General features: G+C 60.7%; 22 protein-coding genes and 1 riboswitch. Of the genes, 5 read left to right on the top strand and 17 right to left on the bottom strand.

Annotation, left to right across the window (positions count from 1 at the left end):
• Positions 1 to 362: 362 nt before the first annotated feature.
• Positions 363 to 1,019 (bottom strand): GTP cyclohydrolase I FolE, encoded by a 657-nt coding sequence (folE, locus tag ACTG2U_RS20175; RefSeq protein WP_139410598.1) that lies wholly within the window; start codon positions 1,017 to 1,019, stop codon positions 363 to 365.
• 307 nt (positions 1,020 to 1,326) lie between these two features.
• On the opposite strand from folE, the gene moeA reads away from it, so the two are divergent.
• On the top strand, positions 1,327 to 2,553 hold the full coding sequence (gene moeA, locus ACTG2U_RS20170; RefSeq protein WP_439975138.1) for a molybdopterin molybdotransferase MoeA: 1,227 nt from the start codon (positions 1,327 to 1,329) through the stop codon (positions 2,551 to 2,553).
• A complete protein-coding gene (gene moeB, locus ACTG2U_RS20165) occupies positions 2,550 to 3,305 on the top strand; it encodes a molybdopterin-synthase adenylyltransferase MoeB (protein ID WP_439975029.1) in 756 nt (251 codons plus the stop codon). Before moeA ends, moeB begins: the two co-directional genes overlap by 4 nt.
• A gap of 70 nt (positions 3,306 to 3,375) precedes the next feature.
• Here the strand turns inward: moeB and ACTG2U_RS20160 are convergent, their stop codons facing one another.
• The 16 genes from ACTG2U_RS20160 to moaA form a co-directional block, all read right to left on the bottom strand.
• Positions 3,376 to 4,152, bottom strand: coding sequence for an alpha/beta fold hydrolase (locus ACTG2U_RS20160; RefSeq protein ID WP_186301897.1), 777 nt, complete (start codon positions 4,150 to 4,152; stop codon positions 3,376 to 3,378).
• A gap of 85 nt (positions 4,153 to 4,237) precedes the next feature.
• Positions 4,238 to 5,338, bottom strand: coding sequence for a molybdenum ABC transporter ATP-binding protein (gene modC, locus ACTG2U_RS20155; RefSeq protein WP_323968753.1), 1,101 nt, complete (start codon positions 5,336 to 5,338; stop codon positions 4,238 to 4,240).
• Positions 5,335 to 6,015, bottom strand: a complete 681-nt coding sequence (gene modB, locus ACTG2U_RS20150) for a molybdate ABC transporter permease subunit (RefSeq protein WP_005353447.1) — start codon at positions 6,013 to 6,015, stop codon at positions 5,335 to 5,337. The genes modC and modB overlap by 4 nt, the downstream gene beginning before the upstream one ends.
• Positions 6,016 to 6,126: 111 nt before the next feature.
• Entirely contained in the window at positions 6,127 to 6,855 is a 729-nt protein-coding gene (gene modA, locus ACTG2U_RS20145; RefSeq protein ID WP_088869494.1) for a molybdate ABC transporter substrate-binding protein, read from the bottom strand.
• An 87-nt stretch (positions 6,856 to 6,942) separates the two neighbouring features.
• Entirely contained in the window at positions 6,943 to 7,416 is a 474-nt protein-coding gene (moaE, locus tag ACTG2U_RS20140) for a molybdopterin synthase catalytic subunit MoaE (protein ID WP_021229349.1), read from the bottom strand.
• Positions 7,417 to 7,517: 101 nt separating this feature from the next.
• A complete protein-coding gene (moaD, locus tag ACTG2U_RS20135) occupies positions 7,518 to 7,763 on the bottom strand; it encodes a molybdopterin synthase sulfur carrier subunit (RefSeq protein WP_005353453.1) in 246 nt (81 codons plus the stop codon).
• The gene (gene moaC / locus ACTG2U_RS20130; RefSeq protein WP_421294054.1) at positions 7,760 to 8,284 is read right to left on the bottom strand and encodes a cyclic pyranopterin monophosphate synthase MoaC; all 525 of its coding nucleotides are present in this window, start codon (positions 8,282 to 8,284) and stop codon (positions 7,760 to 7,762) included. Before moaC ends, moaD begins: the two co-directional genes overlap by 4 nt.
• Positions 8,285 to 8,293: 9 nt before the next feature.
• Positions 8,294 to 8,800: a molybdenum cofactor biosynthesis protein B gene (moaB, locus tag ACTG2U_RS20125; protein WP_005344126.1), complete on the bottom strand. Its 507-nt coding sequence runs from the start codon at positions 8,798 to 8,800 to the stop codon at positions 8,294 to 8,296.
• Between the two features lie 241 nt (positions 8,801 to 9,041).
• Positions 9,042 to 9,632, bottom strand: coding sequence for a cytochrome c3 family protein (locus ACTG2U_RS20120; protein ID WP_005353459.1), 591 nt, complete (start codon positions 9,630 to 9,632; stop codon positions 9,042 to 9,044).
• Between the two features lie 11 nt (positions 9,633 to 9,643).
• Complete coding sequence (locus ACTG2U_RS20115) at positions 9,644 to 10,099, bottom strand: nitrate reductase cytochrome c-type subunit (RefSeq protein WP_005334452.1); 456 nt, start codon at positions 10,097 to 10,099, stop codon at positions 9,644 to 9,646.
• Positions 10,099 to 10,974: a quinol dehydrogenase ferredoxin subunit NapH gene (gene napH / locus ACTG2U_RS20110; protein ID WP_236398166.1), complete on the bottom strand. Its 876-nt coding sequence runs from the start codon at positions 10,972 to 10,974 to the stop codon at positions 10,099 to 10,101. Before napH ends, ACTG2U_RS20115 begins: the two co-directional genes overlap by 1 nt.
• Positions 10,971 to 11,708 (bottom strand): ferredoxin-type protein NapG, encoded by a 738-nt coding sequence (gene napG, locus ACTG2U_RS20105; protein WP_058059905.1) that lies wholly within the window; start codon positions 11,706 to 11,708, stop codon positions 10,971 to 10,973. The genes napH and napG overlap by 4 nt, the downstream gene beginning before the upstream one ends.
• A 16-nt stretch (positions 11,709 to 11,724) precedes the next feature.
• A complete protein-coding gene (napA, locus tag ACTG2U_RS20100) occupies positions 11,725 to 14,214 on the bottom strand; it encodes a nitrate reductase catalytic subunit NapA (RefSeq protein ID WP_439975028.1) in 2,490 nt (829 codons plus the stop codon).
• Positions 14,215 to 14,315: 101 nt separating this feature from the next.
• Complete coding sequence (locus ACTG2U_RS20095) at positions 14,316 to 14,570, bottom strand: chaperone NapD (protein WP_031227438.1); 255 nt, start codon at positions 14,568 to 14,570, stop codon at positions 14,316 to 14,318.
• A 29-nt stretch (positions 14,571 to 14,599) separates the two neighbouring features.
• Positions 14,600 to 15,142 (bottom strand): ferredoxin-type protein NapF, encoded by a 543-nt coding sequence (gene napF / locus ACTG2U_RS20090; protein WP_139493418.1) that lies wholly within the window; start codon positions 15,140 to 15,142, stop codon positions 14,600 to 14,602.
• A 239-nt stretch (positions 15,143 to 15,381) separates the two neighbouring features.
• Positions 15,382 to 16,377 (bottom strand): GTP 3',8-cyclase MoaA, encoded by a 996-nt coding sequence (gene moaA, locus ACTG2U_RS20085; protein ID WP_041202199.1) that lies wholly within the window; start codon positions 16,375 to 16,377, stop codon positions 15,382 to 15,384.
• Positions 16,365 to 16,505: riboswitch (molybdenum cofactor riboswitch) on the bottom strand. (Overlaps the previous gene by 13 nt.)
• Before the next feature lie 78 nt (positions 16,506 to 16,583).
• On the opposite strand from moaA, the gene narQ reads away from it, so the two are divergent.
• From narQ to ACTG2U_RS20070, 3 genes are all read left to right on the top strand, one after another.
• Positions 16,584 to 18,296 (top strand): nitrate/nitrite two-component system sensor histidine kinase NarQ, encoded by a 1,713-nt coding sequence (gene narQ / locus ACTG2U_RS20080; protein ID WP_005334468.1) that lies wholly within the window; start codon positions 16,584 to 16,586, stop codon positions 18,294 to 18,296.
• Complete coding sequence (gene narL, locus ACTG2U_RS20075; protein WP_005334471.1) at positions 18,296 to 18,934, top strand: two-component system response regulator NarL; 639 nt, start codon at positions 18,296 to 18,298, stop codon at positions 18,932 to 18,934. Before narQ ends, narL begins: the two co-directional genes overlap by 1 nt.
• Positions 18,935 to 19,037: 103 nt before the next feature.
• Positions 19,038 to 19,613, top strand: a complete 576-nt coding sequence (locus ACTG2U_RS20070) for an LON peptidase substrate-binding domain-containing protein (protein WP_005334473.1) — start codon at positions 19,038 to 19,040, stop codon at positions 19,611 to 19,613.
• The last annotated feature ends 151 nt before the right edge of the window (positions 19,614 to 19,764 follow it).

Here is a 19,764-nt window from a genome sequence, read left to right as displayed (position 1 = left end):
CTCCTGGCATGAACTATCTGGCCACCTGTTCAGTGGCGCACCATCCAACCTTGATGAATATCTCTGAATTCCATGAGCGGCAGCGAGAGCCGTGAGGGGGCGCTAGAGTAACCGGATTGTGACGGTTCGGAAAGAGTCTGTCCGGTTACTTTTTGTAAGGTGAAAACGAGGGATTTATCGTACTCGATTAAATATACCGCTCAGATGAATAAATCGAAAAAATGCATAACGTTTGCATAAGGCAAGCCGCGCGGGTCAAGCCGTTGCAGGCCGCCACTCTCATCCGGAACCAATGAAAAACGCCAGCAATAGCTGCTGGCGTCTCGTTTATTCAGCGTGGCGGTTACAAAATAACCGCCATCTTATCCACGCAGGCCGCCCAGAAATTCGGCCCGGGTATCGGGCTGGGTCTTGAACACCCCGCCGAGGGAGGTGGTGGTGGTATAGGAAGTGGAATCCATCACGCCGCGCGCCTTGACGCAGTAGTGGGTCGCCTTGATGCTGATGGCCACATCCTTGGTACCGAGCAGGGTCTGCAGCGCCAGCAGGATCTGCTGGGTCAGTCTCTCCTGCACCTGGGGACGACGGGCGAAGAACTGCACGATACGGTTGATCTTCGACAGGCCAATCACCTTGCCGCGAGGGATATAGGCCACATGAGCCATGCCATCGATGGTGACGAAGTGGTGTTCGCAGGTGCTGGTGAGGCTGATGTCCCGCACCATGATCATCTCGTCCACCTGCATCTTGTTCTCGATCACTGTCACCTTGGGGAAGGTGGAATAATCGAGGCCGGAGAAGATCTCGTTGACGTACATCTTGGCGATGCGGTGCGGCGTCTCGGCCAGACTGTCATCGGTCAGATCCAGCCCCAGTGTCTCCATGATGGAGCGCATATGGCCTTCGATCTTCTCCCGCTTCTGCTGGCTGTTCAGCTCGTTGGTGACCAGGGGGGTTTCCAGTCCCTGGGCTTCGAGGGCAGCCCTGACCAACAAGGCCTCCTGACTTAAGGTTGTCATTATCTTCTCTCCCACGCTCAGGGACTGTGAGGGCCGCTCAAGGAGCAACCCCTTATGTTATTGCGGCGTACAAGGCCGATGGTATCGCTGTAATGGTCGCCACACAGGATGTGACAGCCATCTTATGGCGGCATAGTAAACGGCCATTGCCGCCAAGATTCAAGTCAACTTGTGCGTCACCTCATACTTTATGGCCATCTCCCCCCGTTTTTGCGCCGATTACCCCGAGATTCCCTTGAGATAACCTGCCCATCCCCGGGGATTTTTGTGATAATCCCGCCTTCAATCATAGAAAGAGGTCATGACGATGGGATTTGATACCAGCGGACTACTTCCCTTAAGCGATGCCCTGCAAGGGATGCTGGAACAACTCGCTTGCTGCTGCGACAGCGAGCAGCAGCCCCTGCCAGAGGCCCTTGGCCGGGTTCTTGCCAGCGACATCGCCTCTCCCCTCGCCGTGCCCCCCTTCGACAACTCCGCTATGGACGGTTACGCCGTGCGCCTTGCGGATCTCGCCAGCGGCACCCCGCTCATCATGGCGGGCAAGGCGTTTGCCGGTCAGCCCTATCAGGGCGAGTGGCCCGCCGGCCACTGCGTGCGGATCATGACAGGCGCCCCGGTCCCCGCAGGCACCGATGCGGTGGTGATGCAGGAAGAAACGCAGGCCGACGGCGATCGGATCACTTTTCTGGCACAACCCGAACCGGGCCAGAATATCCGCCGCGCCGGCAGCGATATCGGCAAGGGCGCCTGCGTGCTGCCAGCCGGTACTCGCCTCACCCCAAGAGAGATGCCACTGCTGGCCTCCCTCGGCGTGGCTTCCGTCGCGGTGCGCCGACCGCTGAAAGTAGCTATCTTCAGCACCGGCGACGAGCTCAAGCCGGTTGGTACCCCGCTTGCCCACGGCGATATCTATGACTCCAACCGCTACGGCGTGCGGGCCATGCTGGCGCGCATGGGCTGCGACTGCCTCGACCTTGGCATCATCCCCGACGATCCGGCCCAGCTACGCGCTGCCTTTATCCGCGCCGATAAAGAGGCCGATGTACTCATCACCACCGGCGGCGTCTCGGTAGGGGAAGCGGACTTCACCAAACAGCTGCTGGACGAGCTCGGCGAGATTGGCTTCTGGAAGCTGGCCATCAAGCCGGGCAAGCCGTTTGCCTTCGGTCGTCTGCCCCACGCTTGGTTCTTCGGCCTGCCGGGCAACCCCGTCTCCGCCATGGTCACCTTCGATCAGCTGGTGCAACCGGCGCTGGCCAAGCTGGCGGGCCAGCAGTTCGAGCGCCCGCTCCAGCTGCAAGCCATTGCGGCCGAGCCACTCAAAAAGAGCCCCGGCCGACTCGACTTCCAGCGCGGCATCATGAGTCAGGGACCAAACGGCCTCGAGGTGCACAGCACCGGCTCGCAGGACTCCGCCGTGTTCAGCTCCCTGTCGCGAGCCAACTGCTACATCGTTCTTGAACGGGAACGGGGCCGCGTCGCCGCGGGCGAGACGGTGACCGTGGAGCCATTCGGGGGATTGCTGCTGTGAGCGAGATCCTGAGCGACGCCGAACTACTGCGCTACAACCGCCAGATCATCCTCAAATCCTTCGATTTCGAGGGGCAGGAGGCGCTCAAACAGGCCCGTGTGCTGGTGATCGGTGCCGGAGGCCTTGGCTGCGCCGCCAGCCAGTATCTGGCGGTGGCCGGGGTTGGCCAGCTCACCCTGGTCGATTTCGACAAGGTGGAGCTCTCCAACCTGCAGCGTCAGGTGCTGCACAACGATGAGCGCATCGGTCACTACAAGGTGGACTCAGCAGCGCAATCGCTGCGTGCCCTCAACCCCTGGCTTAACGTGGAGACCCACGCTGCCGTGGCCGACGATGCGCTGCTCGATACCCTGTTGCCCCAACACCAGCTGGTATTGGATTGCACCGACAACCTGGCCATTCGCAACCTGCTGAATCAAAAGGCACGCCAGCATGGCGTGCCACTGGTCAGCGGCGCCGCCATCCGGCTGGAGGGTCAGCTCTGCAGCTTCACCTGGCAGGAAGATGAGCCCTGCTACGCCTGCCTCAGCGCCCTGTTTGGCGAGCAGGCCCTCACCTGCGTCGAGGCGGGTGTACTCGCCCCCGTAGTGGGATTGGTGGGCAGCCTGCAAGCGCTGGAAGCTATCAAACTCTTGGCAGGCATGGGCAAAAGCTACAGCGGCCGCCTGCTAATGATCGACGGCCTAAGCGGCACTTTCCGCGAGATGAAGCTGCCCAAGCGCCCCGACTGCCCCGTCTGCTCCCATCCTTGACGCAAACGGGATCAAAAAAGCCGAACCCTGTGGTTCGGCTTTTTGGTACCTGCACCTAACAACCCCTTCCTCAATGGGTCGTGAGGATCCGTTGCAACAGGTGATTAAAGCCCGAGGGATCTTCCGCGGGCCAGGCGTGGTGGCCATTGGGGGTGTGGATGGTGGCATTGGGAAGGGCAGCAAACTGCTCTACCCGTTTGGCCAGCGGCAGGTAGTCGTGACTGGTGGAGATGATGGCCACCGGCTGCCAGATGGAGCCAAGCCGGGCGCGTACCGACCAGCCGGGTAACGCCTCCAGCAGCGCCTTGTAGGTTTTCTTTTTATTGCGCACGAAACGCAGCCGGAAGGTGTGGCGCACCTGTGCCAGATCCGGGCCCGGGAAGAGCTCGCGTCCCAGCCACCAGGCGAGCGGGCGCATACCGAACCAGCGCAGCCACTTGAGGCGCTGGGCGTAACGCTCCTGCTCTTTGGGGCTCTCCAGCAGAAACTCGCTAAAACCGTTGACCAGCACCAGCCCCTGCACCTTGTGGGGCAGTTGCAGCGCCAGCTCCAGCGCTACCATGGCCCCCAGCGACAATCCCACCACCCAGGCGGGTTCTGGCTGTGCATCGAGCCAGTTCACCACATCGGCTGCCAGGGTCGCCACGTCAAACGGCCCCTCCTGCATGCTCTGGCCGTGGCCGCGCAAGTCCAGCGCCACCACCCGGTAGTGTTCGGAAAACCGTTCGATCTGCGCCTGCCAGTCGAGGCTGGAGGAGCCCAGCCCATGCAGCAGCAACAGCAAAGGGCCCTCTCCTGCGCTGCGCAGGGCAAGACCATTGAATTTCATCACCTGATTGCGGCGCATCAGTGTATTGCCTCTCGACTCATCACCTGAACCATCTCTTGTTGTTATGTCACCCGTGGTTATCCTGCCACTGCACGGCGCCCAATCAGCCTTCGCTGACCAGACTCACCGCCTTGATATAAGCGTAGATCTGCTGATCCGGCGCCAGCGCCAGCCGCCTGGCTGAGCGGCTGGTGATCCGGGCCAGCAGTATCTGCTCACCCAGCGCCAACTGCAACAGGGTCTGGCCAGGGCGCACCTCGCGCACCGCCAGCAGACGGGTGACGAGACAGTTGGAGAGACTGGAGTGCTCGATGGGGGCTGTGGCAATCACCACATCCCGCCCCGCCACCTTGATCTGCAAGGGGCCGCTCTCATCCGGCACCTGGGTCATTGTGACCCGCAGTTGCTGCTCACCAAGCTGCAGGGTCGCCATCTGCTCCTCTTCATCGTAGTGAGAGAGGGTCGCCGCCAGCATCACCCCGGCATCGTCACGGCTAGCGAGTGACAGGTCAGTACGGGCGAAAATCTCGCTCGGCCGGCCTTGCGCCTCCACCCTGCCACCTTCCAGCAGCACCAGCTGATCGCAGAGCAGGCTCACCTCCTCCATGGCGTGGCTGACGAAGATCATCGGGATGCCGCTCTCCTGCTGCAAGCCCTTTAGCACATGGGCCTGATGGATGCGGCTGCGCCGATCGAGCGCAGAAAAAGGCTCATCGAGCAGCAGCAAATCAGGCTCGGCCAGCAGCGCCCGCCCCAGCGCTACCCGCTGGCGTTGGCCGCCAGAGAGGGCATGGGCAGGCTGCCCCAGCAGATCGACAAAACCGAGCCGAGCCGCCAGCGCTTCGGGCTGCCAGCGCCCTCGCCCCTTGCGGGCCGCCAGTTGCAGATTGCCGAGCACCGTCAGATGGGGGAAGAGGCGCGCGTCCTGAAACACCAGTCCGATCCGGCGCGCTTCAGGCAGCAGCGCGGCGCACTCCCGCCCGAGCCACCGCAAGCGATCCCCGCTTCGGCGATCGAGTCCGGCTATGATGCGCAGCAGGGTGCTCTTGCCACAGCCCGAGGGGCCGAACAGGCCAAGGATCCCCCCCAGTTCGAGAGTCAGTGCGCAATCGAGAGTAAAGGGGCCAAACTCACGCCGAGCATTGAGGCTCAGGGCATGGCGGTGCAGGGCGTTGTCTTGCGGAATAGTGGCTGGCTGGTTCATCCGAACACTCTCCGCTGTCGGCGCTGCAACACACCATAGACCAGCACCAGCATCACCAGCGAGAAGGCCATCAGGCCGCCAGCCAAAATATGGGCGTTCTGGTAATCCATCGCCTCCACATGATCAAACAGGGCGATGGAGAGTACCTGGGTTTCGCCGGGGATATTGCCGCCAATCATCAGCACCACGCCAAACTCCCCCAATGTATGGGCAAAGCCGAGGGCTGCCGCCATTACGAAGCTGGGCAGGGTCATCGGCAAGATGATGTGGAAAAAGCGCTCCAGCGGGCCGAGCCCCAGGGTCGCAGCAGCTTCCAGCTCCTTGTTGCCCATGTTGACGAAGGCGGAGGTGAGCGGCTGCACCACAAACGGCAGCGAATAGAGGATGGAGGCAAACAGCAGGCCGAGAAAGCTGAAGGCGAGCGGGGCGCCAAAGGTGTCGCGCCACCAGGCGCCGAAACCATATTCGGGGGAGAAGGCGAGCAGCAGATAAAACCCCAGCACTGTGGGGGGCAGCACCAACGGCAGCGCCACCAGCGCCTCCACCAGCGGCCGCAGGCGGTTCTGACTGCGCGACAACCACCAGGCCAGCGGCGGAGCCAGCAACAGCAAAATCGCTGTGGTACTGGCTGCAAGCTTCAGGGTGAGCCAGACCGCCAGCAGATCCCCTTCACTCATTGCCGACCTCCCGGTTGATAAATGCCCCCAACGGCATGGTATCCATCCTTATTGCAAAGAGTGGCCGACCCGAAGGCCGACCACTCAGGGTATCGCATCAGGCCCATCCCCTTATTGGGGCAAGGCATAACCAGCTGCCTTGATCTGCGCCTGACCCGGCCCCTTGAGCCAGGCCACCAGTGCCTCGACCGCGGCACCTTTCTTCAATACCAGCCCCTGCTGCTCGATGGGGGGATAGAAGCTCGCAGGCACTGCCCAGGCTTCACCGGTCTTGCCCGCTTCCACCAGATTGGCCCAGGCGACAAAGCCCAGCTCGGCATTGCCGGTGTCGACAAATTGCCAGGTCTGGCCGATGTTGGCGCCGGTCAGCAACCGGTACTGCTTGGGATCGATCTTGAGATGGGTGAGGGTCGCCATGGCGGCAGCACCATAGGGAGCAGTGCGGGCATTGGCGATGGCAAGGTTGCCTTTCCAGCTACGCAGGGTCGCCTCGTCAGGGGCCGGCCCCCCCTTCTTCCACAACCCCAGCTGGCCGATGGCGTAGGTGAAGCGATCGCTCCCCATGCCCTCTTTTTCCAGCTTCTCGGGGGTCGCCGCATCGGCGGAGAGGAAGAGATCGAACGGTGCGCCGTGACTGATCTGGGTGTAGAGCACGCCGGTGGCGGCAGACGAGATTGCCAGAGTGTGGCCGGTCTTGGCGGTGAACTCCTTGCCGATACGCTCTATGGTGCCCTTGAAGTTGGCCGCCACGGCCACTTTTACTTCATCGGCCTGCACGGCACCGGTATGCAAGGTGGCGGCGCAGACGCCGGCGATGACAACAGATAACAGCGGTTTCATTCCCTTTCTCCTGATGGGGCCCGCACATCCGCGCCCCTTGGCGGGGCCGTGGTTCCCGTTGAACCTGTGCCCCTCGTGATGAACAGGTCAGGCTTGCCAGCGGGCAGCGGCGGCGTTGTCGCTCTCCTTGGCCTCGACCCAGCGTTGCACACCCTCGGCGGTCAGCTCTTTTTTCCAGAACGGCGCCCGGGTTTTCAAGAAATCCATGATGAAGTGACAGGCGTCAAAGGCGGCGTCGCGGTGGGCACTGCTCACCGCCACCAGCACGATCTGATCGCCAAGCCACAGCTCGCCGATACGATGAATGAGGGTACACTCCTGCAGCGGCCAGCGGCGGCGGGCCTCCTGCACGATATCGGCCAGCGCCTTCTCGGTCATACCGGGGTAGTGCTCGAGGGCCAGCCCCTTCACCTCCTCCCCCTGATTGAAGTCGCGAACCTTGCCAACGAAGGTGACGATAGCGCCACTGTCGGGGCGGGTGGCGAGGCGGGCATATTCGTCCGCCAGCGAGAAATCCTCCCGCTGCACCAGAATGCGATCTGTGATGGCTACGACGTTCATGGCTCAGCCTCCGGTCGTTACTGGAGAGAAAGTGAAGAAGGCCACTTCGTCACCACCGCACAGCTCAGTGGTGCGATCCACGGTCATTATCTCGCTCATCATCAACCTCCGGTCACCGGCGGGAAGAAGGCCACCTCATCGCCATCATTGATGGGGGTATCGAGGGGCACCAAGGTCTGATTGACCGCGACCAAGAGCTTGCCTGCTTCCAGCGCCAGCGCCCACTTGTCGCCGCGTTCACAGAGCGCCGCGCGCAGTTGTTCGGCGGTGGCGTAGTCGCACGGCAGGCTCAACTCGTCGCAGGCCACCAGCTCTCTTACTTGCGCAAAAAACAGTACCTTGATCATGCTTGCTCCCCGCTATTTGACCCCAGCTGAAAATGGCCGGACTTGCCGCCCTTTTTCTCTACCAGCCGCACCTGTTCGATCACCATGTCCTTTTGCACCGCCTTGCACATGTCGTAGATGGTCAGCGCCGCTACCGACGCGGCGGTCAGCGCCTCCATCTCCACCCCGGTCTTGCCGGAGAGCTTGCAGAGGGTGCGGATATGCACCCGATTCTGCTCGGCCAGCGGCACAATCTCCACCTCGACTTTGGTCAAGGCCAGCGGATGGCAGAGTGGGATCAGATCAGAGGTCTTCTTGGCGGCCATGATGCCGGCGATGCGGGCGGTGGCGAACACGTCACCCTTGTGATGCTGGCCGCTCAGGATCAGCGCCAGCGTCTCGGGGGACATGGCAACAAACGCCTCGGCACGGGCTTCACGCTCGGTTACCTGCTTGTCGGTCACATCCACCATATGGGCTTCGCCGCTCTGGTTCAGATGCGTCAGGTTGGGCTGGGTCTGCTTGGTATCAGTCTGGTTCATCACTTGCTCTCAGAGGTGGGAGACAAAGTTGCACGGCTTGGTGCGGGCATCGAGCTGATCGCGGATCAGTTGCTCCCAACCCAGCTGACATGCGCCGGTGGAGCCCGGCAGACAGCAGATCAGGGTGCGATTGGCGAGTCCCGCCAGCGCACGGCTCTGCATGGCGGAGCCTTTAATCTCGGCAAAAGAGAGTTGACGGAACATCTCGCCAAAACCCTGTACGGTGCGCTCGAACAGCACACCGACCGCTTCCGGTACCCGGTTCTGTTCATTGAAGCCGGTACCGCCGTTAATCAGTACCACCTGCACCCCCTCATCGGCGATCCACTCGCTCACCCGCGCGCGGATGCGAAACAGGTTGTCCGGACAGAGTGCCCGATCGGCCAGCTGATGGCCCGCGTCGGTAAGGGCCGAGACCAGATAGTCGCCCGAGCTGTCATCGGCGGCGGTGCGGCTGTCGGAGACCGTCAGCACGGCGATCTTGAGGGGAATAAATGCGTTGTGTTTCTGTCCCATCGGGCAGCTCCTTGTGGCTATGGGCCGTCAACGAGGCAGGAAGAGAAGGGGTATGAGAGGCCAGCTGTCAGGACGCAAAAACGGACGCAGACAGGGGGACCAACTTGCTCAAGCGTGTGACGGCGGGCTGATTCTATCAAAGGTTTCACGAGATATGGGATTTAAAAGACACACAAATCTGATGCTTGTCCCATATATGAACAAAACGCAGGCCGGGTAAACCCGGCCTGTCGTCGCAGGATCAGAACCCTTTCACCCCGGTCATGTCGGGCAGCTGGTGGGCTATCCCCTTGTGACAGTCGATGCAGGTACTTTCACCACTGGCCAGATTGGTAGAGTGCATCTTGGCGGCACGCTGCCCCTGCAGGGAGAAGTCCATGTACTCGAAGTTGTGGCAGTTGCGGCACTCGCGCGAATCAGTCTCTTTCATCCGCTGCCACTCCCGCTCCGCCATCTCGCGTCGGTGCGACTCGAACTTCTCGCGGGTATCCACCTTGCCGGTGATCATGCCCCACAGCTCCTTGGAAGCCTGCACTTTGCGGATGATCTTGTAGGTCCACTCATGGGGTACGTGACAATCCGGGCAGCTGGCCCGCACACCGGAGCGGTTAGCGTAGTGGATGGTATCGCGATACTCCTCGAACACGTTGTCCTTCATCTCGTGACAGCTGGTGCAGAAGGCCTCGGTGTTGGATGCTTCCATGGCGGTGTTGAAGCCACCCCAGAAAATCACGCCACCGAAGAAGCCCATCAGCAGGATGACCCAGAGAGCCGCCTTCGATGGTGACTTGAAGGTGGTCCACAGACGCTGGATAAAGCCGGGTAATTTCATCTATGGATTCCTCAGTTCAGCGCTTCAACCGGTTTAAAGGTATTTTCCACCAGCGGCTTGGCATCCGCTTGCGGCACATGGCACTGCAGGCAGAAGTAGCGACGCGGCGACACTTCACCCAAGGTCAGGCCGTCGCGGGTCTCGAAGTGAGTCGGACTGATCTTGGGGGCCTTCATGGCGCTGGCGTTCTTGAAGCTGTGGCAAGCCAGGCACTTGTTGACCTTGGTATCCACCTCGTAGTTGCGAATGTCGTGGGGGATCAGCGGCGGCTGATGCATGTACTGGCGATCGTAGGGCGCGCCATCCTTGCGGAAGTTTTTCAGGGGTGCGGCGGTGGCATCGGTCACCAGATCGGTGGCGCCACGCTCGGACTTGAGGCCACCGGTACTGTTGGTGATCTCGGGGGCCGCTGCCATCAAGGATCCCGCCATCAGGCAGGCCAGCATTGCTCCAATCAGCTTTTTCATTATTTGTTCTCCGACGTTTTTTCTGCCTTGACGGCAAAACCTACAGTGATTTCAAAAACTTGTTCCGCGCAGACATCGATGCAGCGGCCACAGTTGGTACACTCCTGAGCCGCAATCAAGGGCCCGTGACCGCGCTTGGCACCGTGAACAGGCCCGCGCAGGATGGGACGCTCCGGGCAGACCGCATAACAATCCATGCAGTTGTTGCACCGCTCGCGCCCCTTGGCAGAAATCTTGATAAATCCGACCCGGTTGACCAGGGCATAGAAGGCCCCCACCGGACAGAGATGACCGCACCAGCCCCGCTCAACCACGAAGAGATCGAACAGGAATAGCGCCGCCAGCAGAGCCCAGCCCGTCCCCATGCCAAACAGCAGACCGCGCATGGCGAGCGACACCGGATTGACCAGCTCCCACGCCATCACCCCAACAACCGCTGGCACCACCAGCACCATGGCCAGCAGCCAGTAGCGGGTCGCACGGCTGAACTGGCCATTGCCCTTGAGGCCAAGTCGCCCCCGGAGCCAGGCTGCGGCATCCGTGATGAGGTTGACCGGACAGACCCAGGAGCAGAACACCCGCCCCCCGACCAGCCAGTAACCGGCCAGCACAATGGCAGCCCCCAGCCAGAGGGTGGTGATGGGCCAGTGGCCCGCCGCCAGCGACTGCAACAGCGTGAGGGGATCGGTCAGCGGCACAGTCTCCAGCAACAGCGAGCTGGAGAGGTTGCCCTTGAGGATCCAGATGCCCGCCAGCGGCCCCAGCAAAAACAGACCGAGCACACTGAACTGACTCAGGCGACGCAGCAGCAGGAAGCGGTGGGAACGCCACCACCCCAGCTTGATGCGAGCCTCTTCCCCCGGATAACGACTCATAACCCCTCCGGTTTGCGGGTGGGCAGGGTGAGCCTGTCGCCGATGAGCGACTTGTTCCCCGCCTTGGCCTTCTCTTCCCAGCCGAGCCTGTAGTGATGACCCAGCTCACCTTTGGCAAGCTGGCGTGGCACCACCTTGATGGCCGCTTCCTCCAGCACGCAGGCATGCTCGCACTTGCCACAGCCGGTACAGACATCGCTGTGTACCGTGGGCAGGAACATGGCGTGTTTGCCGGTACGCTGGTTATGCTGCAGCTCAAGAGTGATCGCCTTGTCAATCAGCGGGCAGACCCGATAACAGACATCGCAGCGCAGCCCCAGATAGTTGAGGCAGGTCTCGTGATCGATGAGCACTGCCACCCCCATCCGGGCCTGATCGATGTCGGTCATCTGCTGATCCAGCGCCCCGCTCGGACAGGCCACCACACAAGGGATGTCATCACACATCTCGCAGGGCACGGCACGCGCCTTGAAATAGGGGGTGCCGGTGGTCACAGGGTCAAACAGCCGGGCGAGCTTGAGGGTGTCGTAGGGGCACGCCTCGACGCAGAGCCCGCAACGCACGCAGGCGCTGAGGAACTCTGTTTCATCGAGAGCGGCGGGCGGACGCAGCGCCTGGGCAGGCACGGCTTGTGCCTGCTGGCGGGCCACGCCACCGAGCCCCACACCAAGCAGGCCCACACCGCAGGCCCCCTTGGCCATGTCGGCCAGAAACTGGCGACGACTACGACTCATCTCGCACTCCCCCGCCTTAAGCCTTCATCACCTTGACGGCGCACTTCTTGTAATCGGTCTCTTTCGAGAGCGGATCGGTGGCGTCCAGGGTCAGCTTGTTGACCAGCTGGCTGGCATCAAAGAAGGGCATGAAGACCAGTCCTTTCGGCGGACGGTTGCGACCACGGGTCTCGACACGGGTCTTCACCTCGCCACGGCGGGAGGAGACGATCACCTCTTCACCACGGCGCACGCCGCGAGCCTTGGCATCGTCCGGGTGCATGAAGAGCACCGCATCCGGGAAGGCGCGATAAAGCTCGGGTACCCGACGGGTCATGGTGCCGGTGTGCCAGTGCTCCAGCACGCGGCCGGTGGAGAGCCACAGATCGTACTCTTTATCCGGCGACTCGGCAGCGGGCTCGAACGGCAGGGCGAAGATGACCGCCTTGCCATCGGGCTTGCCATAGAAGCGCACTCCCTCGCCCGCTTTCACATAGGGGTCGAACCCTTCGCGATAGCGCCACAGGGTCTCTTTGCCATCTACCACAGGCCAGCGCAGACCGCGCGCTTCGTGGTACTGATCGAACGGTGCCAGATCGTGACCGTGACCGCGACCGAAGGTGGCGTACTCCTCGAACAACCCCTTCTGGACGTAGAACCCGAAGTGTTCGGCTTCGTCGTTCAGCATCCCCTTGCTCTGCTCTTTCGGGAACTGGTTGACCTGACCGTTGGCATAGAGCACGTCGAACAGGGTTTTGCCCTTCACTTCCGGCATCTTGGCAATCAGCTCAGCCGGCCACACTTCCTCAACCTTGAAGCGCTTGGAGAACTCCATCAGCTGCCACAAGTCGGACTTGGCCCCTTCCGGCGCTTTCACCTGCTGGTGCCAAAACTGGGTGCGGCGCTCGGCGTTGCCATAGGCCCCCTCTTTCTCCACCCACATGGCGGTGGGGAGGATGAGGTCAGCGGCCTGGGCTGTGACGGTCGGGTACGGGTCGGAGACCACGATGAAGTTGCGCGGATCGCGATAGCCAGGCAGGCGATCGGTATTCATGTTGGGGCCGGCCTGCATGTTGTTGTTGCACATCACCCAGTAGGCGTTGAGCTTGCCATCTTTGAGCATGCGATCCTGCAGCACGGCGTGGAAACCCACCTTGTCGGGAATGGTCCCCTCCGGCAGTTTCCAGATCTTCTCGGCAATGGCGCGGTGTTTGGGCTCGGTAACCACCATGTCGGCAGGCAGACGGTGGGCAAAGGTACCCACTTCACGCGCGGTGCCACAGGCAGAGGGCTGACCGGTCAGTGAGAAAGGACCATTACCCGGCTCGGAGATCTTGCCGGTCAGCAGGTGGATGTTGTAGCAGAGGTTGTTGGCCCAGACGCCACGGGTATGCTGGTTGAAGCCCATGGTCCAGTAAGAGACCACCTTCTTGCTCGGGTCGGCATAGAGCTTGGCCAGCTTTTCCAGCTTCTCTTTGGAGACGCCGGAGAGCTTGGAGACCGACTCCACATCGTAATCCGCCACGAACTTGGCAAACTCGTCGAAGGTCATCGGTGTGGCATCACCGCTGTCCGGGTTTTTCGCTTTCTGCTGCAGCGGATCGGTCGGGCGCAGGCCGTAACCGATGTCGGTGGCCCCCTTCTTGAACACTGTGTGCTTGTTGACGAAGTCCCAGTTCACCTTGTCGTTCTGGATGATGTAGTTGGCGACATAGTTGAGGATCGCCAGATCGGTCTGCGGAGTGAACACCATGCCGTTGTCCGCCAGCTCGAAGCTGCGGTGCTCGAAGGTCGAGAGCACGTGCACCTGCACATCCGGGTTGGAGAGACGGCGATCGGACATCCGCGACCAGAGGATGGGGTGCATCTCGGCCATGTTGGAGCCCCACAGCACGAACGCATCGGCCTGCTCGATATCGTCGTAGCAGCCCATCGGCTCGTCCATGCCGAAGGTACGCATGAAGCCGACGACCGCAGAGGCCATGCAGTGACGGGCATTGGGGTCAATGTTGTTGGAGCGGAAACCGGCCTTCATCAGCTTGGCGGCGGCGTAACCTTCCCAGACGGTCCACTGGCCGGAACCGAACATGCCGACAGCGGTGGGCCCCTTCTCTTTCAGGGTTGCCTTGAACTTCTCGGCCATGATGTCGAACGCCTGATCCCAGCTGATGGGGGCGAAGTCGCCATCCTTGTCGAACTGGCCGTTCTTCATCCGCAGCATCGGCTGGGTCAGGCGATCCTGGCCGTACATGATCTTGGAGAGGAAGTAGCCCTTGATGCAGTTGAGGCCACGGTTGACCGGTGCATCGGGGTCGCCCTGAGTCGCCACGACCCGACCATCCTGAGAGCCCACCAGCACGGAGCAGCCGGTACCGCAGAAGCGGCAGGGAGCCTTATCCCAATGGATGGCCGTCTTGTCGGTACTGGTGATGAGATTGGCTGCCAGCGTGGGGGCACTGACACCGGCCACGGCAGCGGCAGCTGCCACCGCGTTGGCCTTCATAAAGTCGCGTCGACTCAGCTTCATGGCATATCCTCACATTGCTTATCGCGTAATAGTTGTCGAATCTGTCGAACGGGAGCCAGCCATCAGCGGCAGAGGGCGCGCCCGGCATCCCATCACTCTTTTCAGTGACCGCCCAGTTCATCGAACTGGTGGTAAATCAGGGCGGCTGAGAGCACGCCCGGCATCGCCTGTATCGCATCAATGGCCGCCATGATCGGCCGCTGGCTCGGACCTTCCAGGGTCACGACCAGCTTGCCCTCGTCACTGACGGCGTGGATCTCGGCCCCCTCAAGGGCGCCAATCTGCTCGGCGAGCTGATGGCGCAAGGGGGGCTGGGTCAGCACCACCAGACTCGATACATGGAACTCCTGATCCATTGTGGCTTCTGTGTCACACGGCTTCTGACTCATTCTGACTCCTGCTTGAGGGTGGGCTGGCTCGCACCACCGGATGGGGCGGCTCGCCCGTCGACCTTGATGCTGCCAACCGGACAATCCTGCACACAGGCGCCGCAGCCATTACAGCGATCCGGCTCGACCGTCGGGGTAGGCACACGCCCCAGCACCGGAATAAAACGAATGGCATTGGGCTCACAGCTGTCCTGACAGCGCTGGCAGAACACCTGACCATTGGCCAGACAGTTGGCTTCGATATGGGCCTTGTAGTGCCAGGGGGACTCGCTGGTCGGGCGAAACACAGGCGCCTTGCAGACCGTGGCGCACTCGGTGCAGAAGGTGCATTCGCCACGCTGGAAATCGACCACCGGAAAACCACCCTCGCCATTCACCAGGATCTGCTCCGGACAGGCCGCCAGACACTCCCCGCAGCGGGTGCAGTCGGCGACAAATGCCGACCAGTTGACTGACCAGGGCAACTGCACCGGCGGTTCGGCAGTTCTCAGCCGCCCCCGGAACAGGCCGCGGCGGGCAAGATCGATCTCATCCGGCATGTTGACTCCTGTTCTGGTGAAAAAGGGGACAGTCCGAGTCCATGATTGGCATTCTTGATACCAATTATAAGAGTGGGTGTATATTGCGGCCCTGACAAGGTAAGGGATATACCACCAGGGAGATAAACAGGGGGGATTCTTGCGCCAGATCAAAGCCTTGCAGCGCAATAAAAAAGGAGGTATCGGTTAAAATACCTCCATGTGAGGATTGCTATTTAATCGTTGGCGATTTTTTGCGGTTATCCGCCGATCGAGGCGAGATGAGGGGTGATGCCGGCATTGCCCTCATGGAGACGATGGGTGGCACTCTTGCCCGCCAGTGCCGCGCGAATGCGCTGTTGCAGCTCATCAGATTGTCCATCTGCGCCGAGCAGATCCCGCAGGTCGATGCCGTTGTCGCCAAACAGGCAAAGATGCAGCTTCCCCAGCGAGGAGACCCGCAGCCGGTTGCAACCGGCACAGAAATCCTTGCTATAGGGCATGATGAGCCCCACCCCACCTTGCGAATCGGGGTGCATAAAGACCTGCGCCGGACCGTCATCCGTGCCCCGCAACTGCTGCACCCAGCCGCTCTCCAGCAAGCGCTGTTTGATCTGCTCGCCGCTGACATGGTGGTCACGAAACAGGGTATCCATCTCGCCGGTCTGCATCAGCTCGATAAAGCGCAGCTCGATGGGCTTGTGCCTGATCCAGCCCAGAAAGGCATCAAGCTGGTAGTCGTTGAGCCCCTTGAGCAGCACAGCATTGATCTTCACCGATTTGAAACCGGCGGCCAGTGCTGCTTCGATCCCCTCCATCACCTCGGCCAGCTTGTTCTCACCGGTGATCTGGTGAAACTGGCGCGGGTCGAGACTGTCGACACTGACATTCAGCGCGTTGAGTCCGGCATCAAACCACTCCTGGGCCCGCTCCTTGAGGCGATAGCCGTTGGTGGTCATGGCGACCTTCTCGATACCCGGGGTGGTGGCAATCACCTTGACGATCTCGGTGAAATCGCGGCGCAGGGAGGGCTCGCCCCCCGTGATGCGCACCTTGCGGGTGCCCATGGCGGCAAAACCGCTGACCACGCGGCGGATCTCGTCAATCGAGAGAAAGGGTTGACGCCCCGCTTTGTGACCTTCGGGGGGGCGATAGCCGTCAGGCAGGCAATAGGTGCAACGGAAATTGCACACATCGGTCACTGACAGACGCAAATAGTAAAAACGACGGGAAAAACCATCTTCAAGTGGCAACATAAACACCTTTCCAAATACGGGAGGCCAGGGCATTTCTTTCCTGACCCTTACAGCTCGAACGTCGGCTGACGGCTGGTTTCCCCCTATCGCTAGGACTTAGGCAAAACCGCTCGGAGTTCATCTAGTTTTTCGATGCTAACACAAGTTGGAGTACACTCCCACGCATCTTGCGGGGTCCTTATCACTATTCAGAGGTGCGCATCAGTATGGGAAAACGGTTCAGGGTCCATTCGGTCAGCAGTGCCATCGGGCGCGCCATGGTGTTGATCCTCTTCATGGCCAGCCTGATCGCGCTGGTCGCCATGGTCACCCTTTTCTACTCGGTACCCGATGCCAAGGCGATCAACCTCTCCGGTTCGCTGCGGATGCAGGCCTACCGGATGGCCTACGAAATCGAGCGGGGCGACAGCGTGCTGGGGCGCCTCTCCCAGTTTGAAGAAACCCTGCATGCCGAAGAGCTGCAGGAGACCCAGCGCTGGATCACTCCTGCCTCCCTGCGTCGCACCTATGGCGAGGTGCTCGGCCAGTGGCAGGTGATGCGCCAGCACATCGAGGATCGCACTCCCAGACGTTACACCGATAACACCGAGCAGTTTGTGGCGGCCATCGACAATTTCGTTAATCAGATGCAGTACCACGTGGAATTCAAGGTGAGGATGCTGGCGCTTGCGGAGGGGCTCGGCCTGCTGGCCATCATCACCATCGCCTGGTTCACGGTGCGCTTCACCCGCCAGCAGGTGGTCGCCCCCCTCAACCAGCTGGTCTACTGCGCCCGCCAGATCCAGCGGCAGGATTTCGATCTTAAGCTGCCCGCCCACGGCGAAAACGAGCTGGGGGAACTGTCACGCGCCTTCGTCACCATGGCCGACGAGCTGGGCAAGCTCTATCGGGAACTGGAAAACAAGGTGGAAGAGAAAACCGCCAAGCTGCAGCAGGCCAATGACACCCTCTCGTTTCTCTACTCGACCGCCCAGAAGCTACACGCCGCCCCGCTCAGCACCCGCACCCTCATCAAACTGCTGGACCGTGCTGCCGCCCACCAGCATATCGACCATATCCGGCTAACCCGCTTCGAGCACAACGCCATGCCGGTCTACATCTCGGGGCGCACCGGCTGGCCCGGCGATCTCGATGCGGTCGCCAGCTTTTATCTGCAGATGGATGAGCAAGAGTTCGGCCGCCTCGACATCATCAGCCAACACCCCATCGATGAGCGGTTGATTAAAAACTTCACCATGCTGCTGGCTCAGGTGCTTCACAAAGACCAGACCCTGCTGCAACAGCAGAGACTGCTGCTGATGGAGGAGCGGGCGGTGATCGCACGGGAGCTGCACGACTCGCTGGCGCAGGCCCTCTCCTATCTCAAGATCCAGTCCACCCTGCTCAAGCGCTCTTACGCCAAGGGGCAACATGACAAGGCGCAGGAGGCGATGCAGCAGATCGACGAGGGGCTTAGCAATGCCTATACCCAGTTGCGCGAACTGCTCGGTACCTTCCGTCTCACCATTGGCGATGCCAATCTGGGGGAAGCGATCCGGGTGATGCTCGATCAGCTGCAACCCCAGACCCAGGCGGAAATCCGGTTCCATTACGGACTGGCGGACAACGATCTGGAGGCGGGCCAGCATATCCACATTTTGCAGTTGATCCGTGAGGCAGTGCTCAATGCCATCAAACATGCCAACGCGCAAGTGATTGATGTTAGCTGTGAGACCCTCGCCAGTGGTAACATTGAGGTTCAGATTTCAGATGACGGTGTCGGGATCGGACTCGCCAGCTCGGCGATCAACCATTACGGGTTGAGCATCATGAACGAGCGCGCCAGCAAACTGCACGGTCTGCTGACCATCAACGAGCAGCAACCACAAGGCACCTGCGTGCATCTGACCTTTCCCACCAGTCTAGCGAGAGACGCCTGATGGACGAGATGAAATACACAGTTCTGGTCGTAGATGACCATCCCCTCATGCGCAAAGGGATTGTGCAGTTGCTGGCTCTAGAAGAGAACATGGAGGTGACCGGTGAAGCCTCCAACGGCACAGATGCCGTGGCGCTGGCCAAAGAATCAGAGCCGGACCTGATCCTGCTCGACCTAAACATGAAGGGGCTCTCCGGCCTCGATACCCTCAAGGCGCTGCGGGCCGAAGAGATCACCTCCCGGGTGGTGATCCTCACCGTCTCCGATGCCCGTCAGGATGTGGTGGCTTTGCTCAAGGCCGGTGCCGACGGCTACCTGCTCAAGGATACCGAGCCTGATCTGCTGTTGGCCCAGCTGGCCGACGTGATGACTGGCAAGCAGATCCTGAGCGAACCGCTGCGCCCCTATCTCGAAAACATCTACGAGCTGGATCACCTGCAGCAGAAGCTGGAAAGCTTAACGCGTCGCGAAATGCAAATCCTGCGCGAAATTGCAAAAGGCCTCTCCAACAAACAGGTCGCCTCGGTGCTCCATATCTCCGAGGGAACGGTCAAGGTTCACGTGAAGAGCCTGCTGAAGAAACTCGAGGCGCAAAGCCGCGTGGAAGCGGCTGTCATGTATCTGGAGCAGCGCAACTAAGCGCCCTCAACCGCCCGAAAAGCCACCCTCCGGTGGCTTTTTTCATTCTCTGGCACAGTCGCTGCATTGTCATATTCAGCAACTACTCAATGGAGGATGGAACATGAAACTACAACCTTTGGCACTGTTCCCCTTGCCTTCCCACATACTGCCGGGCGGCAAGCTTCCTCTGCGTCTGTTCGAGCCACGCCACCTGCAGATGCTCAAGGAGTCATTCATCAACGATCAGGGCTTTGGCATCGTGATGGAAGAGTCGACCACCTCGGGACAATCCGGCCGCATTCTGCCGGTGGGCACCCGGGTCAAGGTGACCGACTTCTACACCCTCAATGATGGCCTGCTGGGGGTGACGGTGCTGGGACTGGAGCGCTTCTGTATCCACGAGATGGAAACAGACGAGATGGGCCTGCGCCGGGCCAAGGTGGAGATGCTGCCCAACTGGCCGAGCACCCACTCAGATTTCAACGACAAGCTGCTGGTCAATCGCCTGCGGGAAGTGTTCGAGCAGTATCCGGAGCTTGATGAGCTCTATCCGGACAAGCGCTTTGAAGATGCCGCCTGGCTCTGCCAACGCTGGCTCGAGATATTGCCGATGCCGATTTATGAAAAGCAGATGCTGATTGCCAAACAAAACAGCGAAGCGGCCCGTAAATTCCTGCATCGCCTGATTTCACAATGACAAAAACAGCGTTGCAAAATGCAATTATTCCAACAATGAAAATGTGAAATTCGCATTTTGCGAGTAAGTAGGAACGCAAAACACCATAACAAGAGAGAGCCGCTGCGCTAAACGGCCAAAATTGAACACAAAAGAGTCCCAGAAAAGTTGG

It is taken from the genome of Aeromonas sp. 95A (assembly GCF_051919235.1).
Classification (GTDB): Bacteria; Pseudomonadota; Gammaproteobacteria; order Enterobacterales; family Aeromonadaceae; genus Aeromonas; species Aeromonas veronii.
This window is presented reverse-complemented; position numbering and strand designations above follow the sequence as displayed.